15 protein-coding genes are annotated in these 16,626 nt (G+C 37.5%); 10 read left to right on the top strand and 5 right to left on the bottom strand.

From position 1 onward, the window contains the following. Positions 1–163 precede the first annotated feature (163 nt). The 9 genes from ACTBZY_RS07395 to porU2 all read left to right on the top strand — a co-directional run bounded on the left by ACTBZY_RS07395 (position 164) and on the right by porU2 (position 9,140). The gene (locus tag ACTBZY_RS07395) at positions 164–367 is read left to right on the top strand and encodes a hypothetical protein (RefSeq protein ID WP_463045717.1); all 204 of its coding nucleotides are present in this window, start codon (positions 164–166) and stop codon (positions 365–367) included. A 169-nt stretch (positions 368–536) separates the two neighbouring features. Then, the gene (locus ACTBZY_RS07390; protein ID WP_463045716.1) at positions 537–1,061 is read left to right on the top strand and encodes a YceD family protein; all 525 of its coding nucleotides are present in this window, start codon (positions 537–539) and stop codon (positions 1,059–1,061) included. A gap of 21 nt (positions 1,062–1,082) precedes the next feature. After that, the gene (rpmF, locus tag ACTBZY_RS07385; protein ID WP_463045715.1) at positions 1,083–1,268 is read left to right on the top strand and encodes a 50S ribosomal protein L32; all 186 of its coding nucleotides are present in this window, start codon (positions 1,083–1,085) and stop codon (positions 1,266–1,268) included. 42 nt (positions 1,269–1,310) lie between these two features. Then, complete coding sequence (gene plsX, locus ACTBZY_RS07380; protein ID WP_463045714.1) at positions 1,311–2,252, top strand: phosphate acyltransferase PlsX; 942 nt, start codon at positions 1,311–1,313, stop codon at positions 2,250–2,252. Between the two features lie 32 nt (positions 2,253–2,284). Next, positions 2,285–3,271 (top strand): beta-ketoacyl-ACP synthase III, encoded by a 987-nt coding sequence (locus ACTBZY_RS07375; protein ID WP_463045713.1) that lies wholly within the window; start codon positions 2,285–2,287, stop codon positions 3,269–3,271. 17 nt (positions 3,272–3,288) lie between these two features. Beyond that, positions 3,289–3,858 (top strand): elongation factor P, encoded by a 570-nt coding sequence (gene efp, locus ACTBZY_RS07370; protein WP_463045712.1) that lies wholly within the window; start codon positions 3,289–3,291, stop codon positions 3,856–3,858. A gap of 96 nt (positions 3,859–3,954) precedes the next feature. Continuing rightward, positions 3,955–4,422 carry an acetyl-CoA carboxylase biotin carboxyl carrier protein gene (accB, locus tag ACTBZY_RS07365; protein ID WP_463045711.1) on the top strand — a complete coding sequence of 156 codons (468 nt, stop codon included), beginning with the start codon at positions 3,955–3,957 and terminating at the stop codon, positions 4,420–4,422. Between the two features lie 29 nt (positions 4,423–4,451). Further along, positions 4,452–5,795: an acetyl-CoA carboxylase biotin carboxylase subunit gene (gene accC / locus ACTBZY_RS07360; protein WP_463045710.1), complete on the top strand. Its 1,344-nt coding sequence runs from the start codon at positions 4,452–4,454 to the stop codon at positions 5,793–5,795. A 138-nt stretch (positions 5,796–5,933) separates the two neighbouring features. After that, positions 5,934–9,140, top strand: a complete 3,207-nt coding sequence (gene porU2 / locus ACTBZY_RS07355; protein WP_463045709.1) for a putative type IX secretion system sortase PorU2 — start codon at positions 5,934–5,936, stop codon at positions 9,138–9,140. Between the two features lies 1 nt (position 9,141). Here porU2 and ACTBZY_RS07350 read toward each other — a convergent pair whose 3' ends face one another. Then, a complete protein-coding gene (locus ACTBZY_RS07350) occupies positions 9,142–9,795 on the bottom strand; it encodes a hypothetical protein (RefSeq protein ID WP_463045708.1) in 654 nt (217 codons plus the stop codon). Further along, positions 9,768–11,567, bottom strand: a complete 1,800-nt coding sequence (locus ACTBZY_RS07345) for an asparagine synthase-related protein (RefSeq protein WP_463045707.1) — start codon at positions 11,565–11,567, stop codon at positions 9,768–9,770. Before ACTBZY_RS07345 ends, ACTBZY_RS07350 begins: the two co-directional genes overlap by 28 nt. 185 nt (positions 11,568–11,752) lie before the next feature. Here ACTBZY_RS07345 and ACTBZY_RS07340 point away from each other — a divergent pair, with 185 nt between their 5' ends. Further along, entirely contained in the window at positions 11,753–14,119 is a 2,367-nt protein-coding gene (locus tag ACTBZY_RS07340) for an ATP-dependent helicase (protein WP_463045706.1), read from the top strand. Between the two features lie 149 nt (positions 14,120–14,268). Here ACTBZY_RS07340 and ACTBZY_RS07335 read toward each other — a convergent pair whose 3' ends face one another. The 3 genes from ACTBZY_RS07335 to ACTBZY_RS07325 all read right to left on the bottom strand — a co-directional run bounded on the left by ACTBZY_RS07335 (position 14,269) and on the right by ACTBZY_RS07325 (position 16,562). Continuing rightward, positions 14,269–15,564, bottom strand: a complete 1,296-nt coding sequence (locus ACTBZY_RS07335) for a Fic family protein (RefSeq protein WP_463045705.1) — start codon at positions 15,562–15,564, stop codon at positions 14,269–14,271. 350 nt (positions 15,565–15,914) lie between these two features. After that, positions 15,915–16,130, bottom strand: coding sequence for a hypothetical protein (locus ACTBZY_RS07330; RefSeq protein ID WP_463045704.1), 216 nt, complete (start codon positions 16,128–16,130; stop codon positions 15,915–15,917). Between the two features lie 225 nt (positions 16,131–16,355). Continuing rightward, positions 16,356–16,562 (bottom strand): hypothetical protein, encoded by a 207-nt coding sequence (locus tag ACTBZY_RS07325; RefSeq protein WP_463045703.1) that lies wholly within the window; start codon positions 16,560–16,562, stop codon positions 16,356–16,358. Positions 16,563–16,626: the final 64 nt, after the last annotated feature.

The raw sequence follows: 16,626 nt of genomic DNA, 5'->3' as shown, positions 1-16,626 counted from the left end.
TTATTCCGACTAAGGAATATTTATAGAGAAACTCACAAAAAATATTAAAAATGAAATCAATTAGAAATTTTCTAATGTTATTGGTATGCCTTTTTGGTAGTGTTTTGGTATATTCTCAACCAGTTTGAACGGATATGCTTTAGCAGATATTAGAGGCCTATATTTGAAAATACTGAACGGTAATTATAGAGAAGACGGAATACTTATTGATGCTAGATGGCCTGAAGGTAACTTTTTTTCGTCAGATGGTTTATTTCCTTCTGCACTAGGTCAGGCTCTTATAGCAAATGAGTTTATAAGAGCGTTGAACGCAACATATGAAAGTAAAATTCCATTGATTAGCATTAGAGAAATGATTGAAAATTAAACATGAAAAGAGTGTAAAAATAATCGGATAAGATTCGGCTATTTTTTGGTGGCCGATTCATAGTTTAGTACATTGAGCAGGATAAGTGGGATGAGTTTAGATAAATATCTAATCAAAATTTCCCTATGAATAAAAAAGGTTGTAAATTTGCAGCCTTGTTGACAAACTGGTGAAGAAAGAGCATTCAAAATATCAAATAAATATTCAAGGTCTTGAAAATAAAAGACACGAGTTCGACTTTGATGGAGGTTCAGAGTTTTTCCAGTCTTTTGAACAGGATATTGTTGAGAAAGGAAGTTTTAAGGCTAATGTAGTCTTAGATAAATCCTTAACAATGATGCGTTTAAGCATGGATATTGACAGCGTGGTGACACTTGTCTGCGACAGAAGCTTAGAGGAGTTTGATGAAGCCATAAGTATTCACGAAGATTACGTGTATAAATTTGGTGAAGATTATGAGGTTGTTTCAGAAGATTTGGAAGTTATTCCTTTCGGAGCAGCAGATATTAATCTTGCAAGCATTATCTTTGAGTATATATGTTTAGCAGTACCCATGAAAAAGCTTCATCCAGATTTAAGGGATGAGGATAGCAGTGGAGCTTTTGTCTTTTCTGATAAGGAAGAGGAGGAAGCACAAAAAGAAGAGATAGACCCAAGGTGGGCTGCTCTGCAGAAGTTGAAAAAAGATTTATAAGAATTATTAAATAGGTAAGTAATGGCACATCCGAAACGAAAAATTTCGAAAACGAGAAGAGATAAGCGTAGAACGCATGATAACTTGACTACTAAAGCTTTGTCTGTAGATGCTACTACAGGTGAAATTCATGTACGTCACCGTGCACACGTTTATGAAGGAAACCTTTTTTATAAAGGGAAATTAGTTGCAGAAGACTATAAGTAATATCTTATCAGTTTCTTAACTACTTCAGGGCAGATCAATCAAATGAATATTGCAGTAGACGTAATGGGTGGAGATTATGCTCCAAAGGTTGCTATAGAAGGCGTACTTTTGGCATTGTCTGAACTTCCATCTTCTGTTAATCTTTTATTAGTTGGTAGAGAAAATGAAATCGTAGAAATACTGAATGAAAAAGGTATTTCTGACGATAGAATTATTATAAAACATGCTCAAGAGGTGGTAGAGATGCATGAGCATCCTACTAAGGCCTTTTCTCAGAAACCCAACTCTAGTATTAGTGTTGGGTTTCAACTTATAAAGTCAGGTGAAGCTGACGCCATCTGTAGTGCAGGAAATACCGGTGCTATGATGGTAAATTCCTTGTTTGTCTTGAAAACCTATGGGGAAGTTCTAAGACCTCCTATAGCAGGTTTTTTTCCCTTGAAAAGTGGAAAATCTAGCCTTATGTTAGACATATGGGCTAATGCAGACTGTAAGCCAGAAGTGCTTGTGCAGTTTGCAGAATTGGGTTCTCTTTATGCTAAATTTTATTTTGGTTTAGAAAGTCCACGAGTAGCCCTACTGAATATAGGTGAAGAAGAGACAAAAGGCTCCGCCGTGGCTATGGCTACGCACCAATTGCTCAAAACGAACGAGAAAATCAATTTTGTTGGCAATATTGAAGGAAGAGACCTTTTTGAAGATAGAGCGGATGTGGTTGTAACCGAAGGTTTTACCGGAAACGTAATCTTTAAAATGGGAGAATCTTTTTATGAGTATGCTCATAGTCAGCATATTAAAGACCCGCTTATTGACCGCATGAATTACGAAGTAGTGGGTGGAAGCCCTATTATTGGCGTAAGGGGAAATGTTATTGTAGGGCATGGTATTTCTTCACCGGCTGCAATAAAAAATATGATTTTACTTGCTATGAAGCAGGTGGAATCCGGAGTAAATGCTAAAATTGCAGAAGAGTTCGGAGACTAACTGCTATTAAACAAAAGAACCTAAAATCTTTTATGAGCTTGAAAGCCGCAATTACGGGGGTACATGGGTACCTTCCAGAAGATGTTCTGACCAATGCTGACCTGGAAAAGCTGGTTGATACTAATGATGAATGGATTGTTAGCAGAACAGGAATTAAAGAAAGAAGAATATTAAAAGGGGAGGGTTTAGGTACTTCTTATATGGCTGCAGAAGCCGTAAGAGGTTTACTTAAAAAAACCAACACCGATCCATCTGAAGTGGATTTGGTGATAGTAGCTACGGTTACCCCTGATTATTTTTTCCCCTCTACCGCAAATTTAGTTTGTACACAAACCGGAATCGGCTCCATTGGTAGCTTTGATATCATGGCGGCGTGTTCAGGCTTCATTTATGCATTAGCTACAGGTAGTCAGTTTATAGAAACTGGGAGATATAAAAAAGTGATAGTGGTGGGTGCTGATAAAATGTCTGCCATTGTAGACTGGAAGGACCGTACCACTTGTATACTTTTTGGTGATGGAGCTGGAGCTGTGATGCTAGAGCCCAACGATGAAGGTTGTGGACTGATGGATTTCAGGTTGCATTCTGATGGAACTGGTGAGCATCATTTGATAATGAAAGGCGGAGGAAGTAAAATCCCTGCCACATTAGAGAGTGTTGCACAAGATTTACACTATATTCGTCAAGAGGGTCAAGCTGTTTTTAAATTTGCAGTGACCAAAATGGCGGATGCAGCAGCTGAGATCATGCAAGCAAATAATCTTACAGGTGATGATATTGCTTTTTTAGTGCCTCATCAGGCCAATAAAAGAATCATTGATGCCACAGCAAAAAGAATGGAAATCAGCTCAGATAAAGTGATGATGAATATAGATAGGTATGGTAATACCACCGCCGCTACTATTCCATTATGCTTATTTGATTTTGAATCGAAATTGAAAAAAGGAGATAATATTATTTTGGCGGCCTTTGGAGGTGGATTCACTTGGGGATCTGCTTATATTAAATGGGCTTATTAATTAAATAACTTTTAGATATGGCTACTACAGCTGATTTTAGAAACGGTTTGTGTATTGAATACAATAATGGACTATGTATCATTACTGAATTTCAACATGTGAAACCGGGCAAAGGTCCTGCTTTTGTTAGAACTAAATTGAAGAACTTAAAGACGGGTAAAGTCTTAGAAAATACTTTTACTGCTGGAGTTTCTGTGGTAACTGCTAGAATAGAAAGAAGGCAGTTCCAATTTATTTTTAGTGATGATATTGGATATCATTTCATGAATAGCGAGACTTTTGAACAAATTAATTTGCCTACCGAAATGGTTCCTGCAAATGATTTATTAAAAGAAGGTCAAAATGTTGACATTCTTATACATGCAGAAGAAGAGTCGCCGCTTATTGTGGAGATGCCTATGTATGTGGAGCTTCGTGTTACCTATACCGAGCCAGGTTTAAAAGGTGATACGGCCAATAGTCCAATGAAACCAGCTACGGTGGAAACAGGTGCTACTATTAAAGTACCTTTATTTATAGAAAACGACGAATTAATTAAGGTGAATACGAATTCTTATGAATACGATTCACGTGTTAAAGAGAAATAATCAAGATCGCCTCCTTAGGGGGTGATCTTCTTTATTTTATATGGTATACTTTTCTTTTTACATTTGTAACACTCAAAATATTACCTTTTCTTAGTAATGGAGACAAAAGAGATTCAGAAATTAATAGATTATATTTCAAAATCGGATTTAGATGAAGTAAACATCGAAACATCCGAACTGAAATTACATATCAAAAGAAATACAGCTGTTACAATGGCAGCACCACAATTAGTGTCTGCTCCAGTTGCAGCTCCAGCGGCTTTGCCAGCAACAGCTGCTCCTGTAGAAGTAAAAGCTGTGGAAGCACCTGCTGTAAACGATGGTTTCATTGAAGTTAAATCTCCAATGATTGGTACTTTCTACAGATCCGCAGGTCCAGGAAAACCAAACTTTAAGGAGATTGGTGACAACTTAGCCATTGGAGATGTGGTTTGTATTGTGGAAGCTATGAAGCTTTTCAATGAAATAGAATCAGAAATTTCTGGTAAAATTGTTAAAATATTGGTTGATGACGCATCTCCAGTGGAGTATGACCAACCTTTGTTCTTAGTTGACCCTTCCTAACGGTCTATTCATTTTTTTAAATAGTATCTATGTTTAAGAAATTATTGGTAGCAAATAGGGGAGAAATTGCCCTAAGGATTATGAGAACCTGTCGTGAGATGGGCATTAAAACTGTTGCCGTTTATTCTACAGCGGATAGAGACAGTTTACATGTTCGTTTTGCGGATGAAGCTGTATGTATAGGTCCTCCTCAAAGTTCAAAATCGTATTTAAGTATTCCAAATATACTTTCTGCAGCGGAAATTACCAATGCAGATGCCATACACCCTGGCTATGGTTTTTTATCTGAAAACGCTGAGTTTTCTAAGATTTGTGAAGACTATGGTATCAAATTTATTGGTGCTACTTCGGAGCAAATCAACCAAATGGGAGATAAGGCCACAGCAAAGAAGACCATGATTAAAGCTGGTGTACCGGTTATTCCTGGTTCAGATGGACTTTTGGAGTCTGTAGAAGAAGGTATCAAACTTTCAAACGAAATGGGATATCCTGTTATCGTTAAAGCTACAGCTGGTGGTGGAGGTAGAGGTATGAGAGTCATTAGAAAGGATTCGGAGTTTCAAAAAATGTGGGATGACGCCAAAATGGAGTCAGGAGCAGCTTTTGGTAACGATGGTCTTTATCTAGAGAAATTTGTTGAAGATCCTCGACACATTGAAATTCAAATAGTTGGAGATAGTTACGGAACCGTTTGTCACCTGTCTGAAAGAGATTGTTCTATCCAAAGAAGACACCAGAAACTATTGGAAGAAACGCCATCTCCGGTAGTAGATGCTGAGCTTCGTAGAAAAATGGGAGAAGCTGCCATTAAGGGAGCCTCTGCTATCAGATATGAAGGAGCAGGAACTGTAGAGTTTTTGGTAGACAAAAATGGGGATTTCTATTTCATGGAAATGAATACCAGAATCCAAGTAGAACATCCTATTACAGAAGAGGTTACAGATTTTGACTTGATAAAAGAACAAATAAAAGTGGCCGCAGGGATTCCTATTTCGGGAAAAAACTATGAGCCTAAAATGTTCTCTATGGAGTGCCGTATAAATGCGGAAGATCCTGCAAATGGTTTCAGACCTTGTCCTGGTACTATTAAATCAATGCATTTTCCTGGTGGCCATGGTGTAAGAGTGGATAGTCATGTGTACGTAGGTTACACTATCCCGCCATATTATGACTCCATGATAGCCAAAGTTATAGTAACCGCTCAAAGTAGAGAAGAGGTAATTGTAAGAATGAAAAGAGCTTTGGATGAGTTTTATATTGAGGGTGTAAAAACCACCATACCTTTCCATCAGAAATTAATGATGGACGAAACATTCAGGTCTGGAATTTTTACGACCAGCTTCCTTGAAAGTTTCGACTTCAGCGATTTATAATATTGAACAAAGAGCCTCGAAAGAGGCTCTTTTGTTTTTATTGGTACTTCTAATCATGTTGTTTATCTAACGACATCTTATTTAAAAGCAATATTTTCTTTTTCCTTGTATCTTAGTAAGCAAGTTTGAAATTAATTTATGCTGCTAAGAAATCTACTTTTATTTTTCCTTTTACCATTTTTCTCTTGGGCTCAAGAGCCACTTGGAAACGAATGGATTAATAATGACCAAGACTATATTCGAATTGGAATTAGTAATGATGGTTTTTATGAAATAGATGGGGCTTCGCTAGCTAAAATAGGTTTTGTTTTAGAAAATAAGGCTCCAGAAATGCTTCAGGTTTGGCATTTAGGGAAGGAGATCTCTATTCAAGTGACGGGTGTGGTTGATGGTGTTTTTGGAGTGTCTTCAAAGATTTTATTCTATGGAGAAAAGAACAAGGGCGATTTGGACAGCCTAGTTTATAGACCAACTTCCGACAGAATGAATTTGAATCAAAGTCTTTTTTCTGATGAGGCGGCTTATTTTTTAACGCTGGGCAAAACAGCGGGAAAGAGAATGGCTTCCACCGCTTATGAAGAGACTAGTCAAGCGGCTTCTTATCATAAAAAAGTGCATCTTCAACTTTACGAAAAACAGTATTCTTTTAATAACATCATTGGGCTATTGCCAAATCTGCAGCAAAGCTATTATGAGCAAGGAGAAGGTTGGACAGGACCGTTTATGAGTGCAGATTCCTCTTCCACATTTTTTATTCCTGTAAAAGATTTTCAAGGAAACACAGGCTTAAAAGGCCATCTGAAAATGCAGCTGAACGGTAGGTCTGAGGTGAAGCACAGGATTGCGTATAGCATTAATGGTATTAAGCAGGCAGACACCCTTCTTATTGGCAATTTTGAAAGATTGGACAAAGAACTTGAAATTTCGGATGTTCTTCTTCAAAGTGGAGGACTCACTATTAAGTTTACGCCTATTTCTTTAACTACAGATGCTTTAGATTGGTATTCTGTAACTTCTTTTGAATTAACATATCCTCAAAAAACAACGGATTTTGCTAACAGTAGCTTTATGTATGCAGAAGCCAGTAAAAACTATAAAGCATCAGATAAAGTTCTAAACATTACCGATAGATGGAACGTAAGGCCCTATGAATTAAAGGAAGGAAGGTTTTTTTCTCGGGAGACTTCAACAAACTATTTCTATAAAGAAACGCAAAAAGCGAGTGTATTAGAGAAAGTTGAATTTAAGAAAATAGAACCTACTCGTTTTAATTATGTCATTTTAACTTCCGAAAGTTTAAGAAATGGCTCTACCGAATACGCCAATTACAGAGAGAGCAACGCCGGAGGTTCTTACAAAACCTTAATTATTACACCTTCAGAATTGTATAATCAGTTTATGTATGGTGTTAGAAATCCTTTGGCTATTCGTCGTTTTGCTCAGTCGCTGCTTATGGATGACTCCGAAACTAAATTTTTATTTTTGGTGGGGAGGCCTGTTACTTTTCCAGATATCATGAAAACGGAGAAGGCGAAAGATTTAGTACCTTCTTTTGGTTACCCAGGTTCAGATGTTTTATTAACCGCTGGTACTAAGTCAGGTTTTGCTGAGGTACAAGGTATGGCTACAGGAAGACTGAATGTGACTAAAAATGAGGAAATTCTGGCCTATCTAAATAAAGTCAAGGAATCAGAAGCGGCTCCAAGAGGGCAAGATTGGAAAAAACGGTTTTTACACCTTTCGGGCGGTAAAACGGCTTATGAAATTAGCTCATTGGCCAATGTCCTAGACAACATTAAATCTCAGGCTGAAAACCATTTCTGGGGAGCTAGTATTACCTCCAAACGGAAGCAAAGCTTAAAAGAAGTGGAGCTTTTAGATATTTCCAAAGAGGTAAATGATGGCGTGGGTCTTATTACATTTGCGGGGCATGGCTCTGCTAATGTCATTGATTTAAATATTGGGTATTGTTCCACTGTAGAAAGTGGTTTTGAAAACAAGGGAAAGTATCCTTTGATGTTTTTCAATGGCTGCGGTGTAGGGAATGTGTTTTATAGATATGACCCGCTGACCACAGATTGGTTGTTAACGCCCAATAAGGGAGCCATTGCGGTTTTTGCCAATTCCTTTTGGAGTTATCTTTTGCCTACTCAGATTTACTTAAACAGGCTCTACGAAAAACTTTTTGTGGAGAAGGAAACCTTAGGACTTACGCTTGGAGAAATTCATCAAGAGGTCAATAAGGATTTGAATTTGCTGCGTAATAACGGTCATATTTTGGCAAATATCCATCAAATGATTTTACAAGGGGACCCTGCCATCAAAATGTTTCCGATAGAGGCACCAGACTTTGTGGCATTGGAAGAAGGGATGACTTTAGAGTCTGTTGATGTTTCTAAACCTATGAGTGAGAATGATTCTTTATGGTGGACGCTACCAGTTCAAAACTTGGGTATGTATGATAGTACACAACAGTTTACCATAGAAGTTCGGGGTTACAACGGCTTTACTTATGTTCGTGAAGTTCCATCTTTTCCATTTAATGATACTTTACGGGTAAAATTTAAATTACCAAGTATTATTAATAATATGTTGATGCTTACATTGAATGTGGATAAAGGTATCGAAGAATTGGACTATAGCAATAATTATGCTTTGTTTAGATTTGAGAATCAAATTGAGGCATTCTCACATACTTCTTACCCTGCCAACCTAGTTCCGGATAATGTAGAACCGCTATTGTCGGTTAGGATTAACGGAAAGCAAATAGAAAACGGAGATTATATTTCTGCCGAATCTACCATTGAAGCTCGGGTTATTGATGAAAATGCCTTTGATTTAACCAATACTGGGCTGGTTAAAATGTATATATCATCTGAAAATAATGGATACGAGCTGCTGTCTTTAACAGAAACAAGCCTCTCAAAAGCGAACGAACTACTAGCAAAAGCAATTTTAAATCTGAGTTCTGGCACATACACCTTAAAAGTGGAAGCTCAGGATACTAAAGGAAATGCTGTTAAGCAGCCATATAACATTAGTTTTAAGGTGGCAGAGGGAACAATGAAAGGCACAATTTCAGTTTATCCGAATCCTGTTAGTTTTTCACGAGAAAGTCAGCTAAGTTTTCAAATTATAGCGAAAGAAAATCCATTACCAGCCAAGATTTACATTTACAATACAAAGGGACAGCTTATGTATGATAAATGGATAAACCCTACGGTAGGTCAGAATACGGAGTTCTTAGATTTAAGCTCTTATGCACTAGGTGTTTACAATGTAAGGCTGGAGGTGAATTGGCCAGATAGGATAGAGGTTTTAAGCACCAGAATAGTGGTGCCCTAGTTTATTCTATATAAGAATTAATTATAACCGCTTTATAACTTTTACCAGAGTCAATAGCTCCACTTCCTATACAATCTGAAGAGGTTTGGCAGAATTCGATATCTGTAATTTCCTTATAGATTAAACCCGTGTTGGCGGCATAAACGGTGTAAATGTAATCTTTACTGATAAGCGAGGAATCCTTTTTCTGTACTACCTGTAAGGTGTTGGCATAGCTATTGAATGCTTTGCCCAGGTCGCTGGTTATGAGCGTAACTTCATCTAAGGTATTATGCAAATTTTGATTCCAAGAAAGTTTATCTGTTGGATTTTGATAGAATAATAAAAGGTCTAGGCCTTCATCATTTCTTAGAATCTTATTGCCATTTAGAGTGTAAGCTCCTACGGCACTAAAGGTCCATTCGTCCGCCTTGTTTTGTTGTGTAAACCTTTCTATTTTATAACTTTTGTCAGAGATTTTGGCTAGCCTTTCTTTCAGAAAGTAGTGATTGACTTTGGGTTGTTCTGTGAGCGAATATTGCGTATCAAAAACTTCATATTCCCAGACCATTCCATCTTCTAGTGGGAAGTAATTTACCGGGTCTATAGCGTCTATAGGCTCAGAGCAGGCCATAGACAAAGGGAGAATCAGGAAGTATAAAATTCGTTTAACCATATGCCAAGATATAGGACTTTGCTGCATAACCAGAGGTCTTGTGACTTTTGGCTTAGCGGAATGTTTTCGTTGTAAATGTTACGTAAATGTAATTCATACGCTGTTTTATTAACGTATTTCCATAGTAGATGTTTTTCATGAAAGATATCTTGACCTACCGTTTCCATTTTTTTAAAGCTAAGAAAGGCGAAATCATTAAAGGCTGCTTTTTTGGTTCTCATTCTTAAGCTTTCTGGTAAATTGCCTTTCATGGCATCTCTAAGTGTACCTCTCAAATAACCGTTCTGGAAGTTTAGCTCAGACGGAACATTGGCAGCCAAGTAAAGCAATTTCTTATCTAAAAATGGATAGGAAGAAACCAGGTTGTATTGTCTCCCAATCGCATCTAAAGTTTCCATGGCTTGGCAGCCTAAATCCACCAAACTATTTTTAACATAGGTATAATGATGCTCAGAAGGAATGTTTTGATACCATGCCTTCAGTCCGCTGTCTTGTTTGACCTCAAATGGGAATGCATGAAGAATAGGTGGAATTATTTTTGGTTCAGTCTTTCTTAAAATGCTCGCCTTTATTTTTCCTAGAAGAATTTTAGTTTCGAATGCTCCAGATAGCAGCATTCTAAATGTTAATTTAATTTTGGAGGAAGAGGCGTGTGTAAACACCTGTTTGATAAGATAGGTCTCAAAAGGTTCAGCTTCGTCTTCGTCTAAAAGAAGCCATTTTTTCATGAGTACTTCTCTCAGTTCTTTAAACTTCCCTTTAACCACCAGCTCTTTCACATACTCATGCCCATAACCCACGGTACTGTCTCCACCGTGTCCGGAGATGAGGATATCGCTGCCATGAAGCGTAGCTGTATTCATAATAGGTAAGAAAATAGCCGATGGAATAATCATGCTTTCTGGCTTGCATGTCAGTCTTGTTATTTTCTGAATAGACTCGTAAAGGGTTTCCTGTAAGGTTACCTCCACTAATTCAAATTGACCCCAATGGGCAAGCTCATGAGCATATTTCTTTTCAAATGAGGCACTGCCCTCTGAATCGAAAAAGATACCTTTCAGTAGGCCACTAGTTCTAAGATTAATGATGGAACATAACGAAGAAGAGTCCAAGCCTCCGCTTAGGTTTGCGGCTATTTTATCTTTTCCATTTACTTTTGAAAGCGTCACCTTACTTAGCCGCTTTGCGAACGCCGCAATAAGCTCTTCGGCTTTTAAAGTGGTGGTAAAGTTTGGTTGCCAGTAAAAACTGCTTTCTACATTTCCTGCTCTAAAATGTAGTTTTTGACCCGGAAGCACTCTTTTAATGGATTCAAAGAATGTTTCTTCTTGAATAAAATCATTGTTGGTTTCGGGATTGAAGTAGGCGGCTATTTGTGATGCATTTATAGCCGGCATTTCTGGTAAGCAGGCCAATATGGCTCTAAGCTCGTTGGATGCAATGAGCAGGTCATCTTTGAAATAATAATACAGGCTTTTTACGCCAAAAATATCTCTGAAGAGGTCTACCGAAAACTTCATTTTATGAAAATAAACACCTGAAAACTCGGCGTCTATCTCTGAAAGATTATCGAGGTCAAAGAAATCTTTTTCTGGGTAAATGTCTAGCAACCAGCTTTCTTTGGCTTTGTCTTTCATTTTGGCGTTTTGCCCAAACTGTTGGAAAGATTGACCATTACCAAGCATGGTATACCCTAGTTTGCGAAGCAAAGGCTGCAAATCTGGGTAGGTGAGGGCACCATTAAATTGCTGTATGTGAAGAAATTTTGCCAATATACTTTATTGCGATTTTGCTGGATTTATAAAGATAGCTGTCAGAGACTGGATAAAGGGCTTTTGGTGCTAAAATCTAAAGTTTGGATGGCAATTATTAAACTGAAATAGGAGTATTTATAAAGAAGAGGGGGAGGTATTGCCCCTTCCTTATTATCTTTGTCTTTCCTCATTTCCAGACTGTAGTGAATAAATATATAGACGAACTTAATCCTCCTCAAAAACAAGCTGTTACACACCCAAAAGGCCCTCTGATGATTATTGCAGGTGCGGGTTCTGGTAAAACGCGTGTGTTAACATATAGAATAGCTTGGCTGATAGAGCAAGGAGTTGATCCTTTTAACATTTTGACCCTGACTTTTACCAATAAAGCGGCGGAAGAAATGAAAAAAAGGATTGAGAAGATTATTGGGCCTAATGCCAGAAACCTTTGGTCTGGTACGTTTCACTCCGTTTTTGCTAAGATTTTACGTTACGAAGGAAAGGTTTTGGGTTATACCTCCAACTTCTCTATCTATGATTCTGACGATTCCAAGTCCTTGGTGAAAACCATTGTGAAGGAATTTGGATTAGACGATAAAGTGTATAAGCCGAGGTCTATTTTGAATAGAATTTCTAACGCTAAAAACTCTTTGGTTTCTCATGAAATGTATAATGAGAGCTCCATTTTTAGAGAAGAAGATGCAGGAGCCAGAATGCCAGAAATTGGGAGGATTTACAAAGCCTATGTGCTCAGGTGTTTTCAAGCCAATGCCATGGATTTTGACGATTTGCTTTATAATACCAATGTGCTTTTTAGAGACCATCTGGACATTTTAAATAAGTATCAGCATAAGTTTAGACATGTGCTGGTAGATGAGTTTCAGGATACTAACGTGTCGCAGTATCTGATTACCAGAAAGCTTTCTGCCGTGCATCAAAACATTTGTGTGGTGGGTGACGACGCTCAGAGTATCTATGCTTTCCGTGGTGCTAACATTCAGAATATCCTGAACTTTAAGAAGGATTATCCTGAGCTGGTGACCGTTAAGCTTGAACAAAACTACAGGTCTACCAAGAACATTGTCAATGCTGCCAATTCTTTGATAAAGAAGAATAAAGAGCAGTTTGAGAAGAATGTTTTTACAGATAATGACGAAGGTAAGAAGATAGAAGTGATGAAGGCTTCCTCCGACAACGAGGAAGGCAAAAATGTGGCGAATAAGATTTTTGATGCGAAGCTTACCAACAGCCTGCATAATTCTGACTTTGCCATTTTATACCGTACCAATGCCCAATCCAGAGCGTTTGAGGAGGCATTGCGTAAGATGAATATCAAGTACAGAATTATAGGGGGCTTGTCTTTCTACCAAAGAAAGGAAATTAAAGACGTGCTGGCCTATTTACGTTACACCGTAAATCAGCAAGACGAAGAGGCCTTTAAGCGTATAATTAACTTACCTAAAAGAGGAATTGGAGATACCAGCGTAGCCAAAATTGCGGTAGCAGCTGCCGAGTCCGGAAAGTCTATTTGGGAAGTGGTATGCCATGCCTCTGAATTTATAGAAGGTGCGGTGGCCAAGAAGATCATGGGCTTTGGAGAGATGATACAGAGCTATATCTTGGAGCTAGAAAAAGACCAAGATGCTCATAGTTTGGCTACGCATATTGCCAAAACCACGGGTATTTTAAGAGAACTGTATGCCGATAAAACAGTGGAGGGGCTTGCCAGATATGAGAATATTCAGGAGCTGTTAAACTCCATCAAGCAGTTTGTGGATAATGACGAAAACGAAGACAAAAGTCTTACCTCTTTTCTTCAAACCGTTTCGCTTTATAGTACATCCGATGCGGATGATGATGATGGTGACACCGACCGTGTAACCATGATGACCATACACGGTAGTAAGGGTTTGGAGTTTTCGCATGTGTTTGTGGTCGGGCTAGAGGAAAACCTTTTCCCTTCTCAGATGATGCTGAACAACAGAGCAGATTTGGAGGAAGAACGCCGTCTGTTTTATGTGGCTATTACCAGAGCAGAGAAAGACCTCACGCTAAGCTATGCCGAAAGCAGGTATAACTGGGGCCGACTGACCTACTGCGAGCCGAGCCGTTTCTTGCTGGAAATAGATGAGGAATACCTAGACATGCCAAAAGACACTAAGCCTACCATGAAGTCTTTTGGGAACGATAGTGATGTTTTACGGTCTTTTCAAAAGCCGACTTTTCTAGGTCAAAGAGACTCGCAAACTTCAGCTAAAACGCCGTCACCCACATCGCCACCTACCAGACCGCCAAGTGCAGGCGTGAGTAAAAGAGAGCAGGTGATTAGTAACCTTAAGCCTGTAACCCAAGCCAGACCGCAAGTAGAGCATAAACCATCTACGAACTTTGTGGCAAGTAATCCTTCTGAGCTTAAAGCAGGCATAAAAGTGGAGCACGCCAAATTTGGTTTTGGAAGAATAACGGCCATGGATATGATGGGCAACAGCCATAAAGCCACCGTGGTATTTGATACGGTGGGTGAAAAAACGCTATTGCTTAGTTTTGCTAAGTTGAGGGCGGTGGAGTAGGGGTTTGACTTTGTTGAAGTGTGTTGTGACTTTTTGCCGCTATCTCATGCTAGAGAATTGAAAACACTACTGCGAAGCTTCAAGCTCTAAATTTTTAGTTAAATCCTAAGCTTTCAAAAATTATAGCCTAATGATTGGGTGCAGTTTTATCATGTCAGTTTCTTTAGGATGGAATTAAAATTTTCAGACTTAATATAATTTCTTTTTTTCTTGTTAACCTGAATTACATCAAGAAGCCCCAACCTCACTAATGTTTTTAGGTCAGATCTAGCGGTGAAGTTTGAAATATTGAATCTCGTTTCTACCTCTTTGGTGTTTAATACTCTGTCCGAATCATCATTCAAAAGCTTGATTATTTGAGCAGTTCTTTCATTAATTTCAGGAATCTTCATGAATTTTGTCGCCTGAAAAACTTCTTTTTGTTTTCTATTGATGTACTCTTTTAAAGCTTCGTAAGCTTTCTCCATTGTTTTTATATGGTAAGTAATGAAATAGCTTAAATCATTATCATCGGATTCGGTATATAGATAGGATTTTTCGTACTGGTTTTTTGTGTCTTGGATTATTTTTGAAATGGATAGATATTCGGTTAACCAATAGCCATTTTTTAACATATACCAATAAAACAATGCCCTAGCAGTCCTTCCATTTCCATCTGTAAATGGGTGAATCCATCCAACCATAAAATGAACTATACATCCTTTTATAATTGGATGTATAAAATCAGCACTATCATGATTGAAAAACACGCATAGGTCTTCAATTAATTTTTCTAGCTCTTTTTTTAAAGGGGGTGAATGTACTATTTCACTTTTTAAATAGTCAACTACGTGCACATCATCACTTTCTCTAAAAGCCCCTTCTTCCTTACGAGAAACTAATGTTTCATTCGAAATTAGTTTATGAATGTATAATATGCTTTTTGGCGTTAAATCTTTGTCTTTGTTTTGAACGATGTATTTCATTGTTATGAAATTGTTCATTATCATTAACTCAGACTTGTTTTTTGGCTTTTTTTCAAGTTGAATCATTTCTTTCGCTTTTTTTCTTGTTGTAATTGCACCTTCTATTTGGCTACTTGAGATAGACTCTTCTATTAATGAGCTTATTATATATTTTGTTTTATCGGTTTCTGCTATTCCAATATTACTGCCAAGAGTTCCTCCTATATGCATATCAAATTGGTGTAGAGCTCTTTGCATAAAATCTGTGATTATGAATGAAAAGGAATGGTTTCCAAAATTGACTTTTTTTGCTTTTAATATTCTATGTAGTTTGATTGCATTCCAAAGTTCAGTGGGGTCGTACTTTTTAGACTTGTATTTGACTTTATCCCAATACAAATATTCATCTTGAATACTTTTCATTATTCCATTCATCTGTAATTCAACCATTAATGAAATAGTACTTTTGTCTTCTTTGTATTTTGGAGCTTGTTCAATCATAGTGTACAAATATATAGAAATAGCGAGATTATCCAATAATCTCGCTATTTCTCGTTTTTCAATTAAACCCAAAACTAATCTAGTCAAAACAGACGTCTATATCCAATATTTATCCGCTTGAAAGTATTTATAGCAGGCTAACTGTATCCGTCTAATAAGTGAAATTGGAGATATTAATTCACACAGCCAAAAGCATTTATTTTTTGGAGGATTATATGAAATTAAATGGGTCTTAGAAATATGATTCTCTCTCTAAAAAAGTTTGGAGCTTTGTAAAAGTATAAGGGTGCCTTAAAGCCAGAGGTTTGAAGGCACCCTATCGAAGCTGTAAGCTTAGGAGAACGAGCTTCTTAACTTGCTTTTGAGTGCGTCTCCATATGATGTTCTAGCAAATCTTTCAAACTCGCTAGATAGTCAGCAAATACTTTATTTCCCATGTCGGGATGTTCCGCATTGGGCATTGTTATGGGGTTTTCGTCTAGATACTGGTATAGTTCAGGATATTCCTCTTCTATTTTGAGGGTAAGTGCGTTAATTTCGTTGGTGAGTATTTGTATCCTTTTCATAGTGTTTTTGTTTCTTCACCTAAGATACAATTAAATGAGAGATTTTTCTAGAGACCATTCGTTTGTTTGACTTTAGTCTAGGCATCCTATCGCTTAAGTTTTATCCCGCTCTTACGCTGAGTCCACAGTTTTTATCTCAAGGTTCACGTGTTCTCTATTAAATTTTCTACCTTAAAGGGAATAAGTTCTATTACTTAAAATTGAAAATTCAGAAATAAATGAAACTTAATCGATATGTTCTTTCTCTTTTTTCAATAGCTCCCTTAAGCTCTCCAAGTACTCTTTAAAGGCATTTTTATTTACCCCTTCTTGATCGTCTGATGGAAGGGTTAGTGGGTTTTCCTCTAGAGATTGATAGAGTTCAGGATGATTCTGCTCTATCTCCAATGTGAGTTTATTGATCTCTTCTGTTATCAGCTGTAGGTCTTTCATGGTATGATTTATTTGATTTTATAAATAGGTTAAAATAATTGTTCCGACGTCCTTTTTGCTTACA

This window comes from Arcticibacterium sp. (assembly GCF_055134445.1).
Note: the sequence above shows the minus strand (reverse complement) of the source record. Positions and strands in the feature narration are given on the sequence as shown.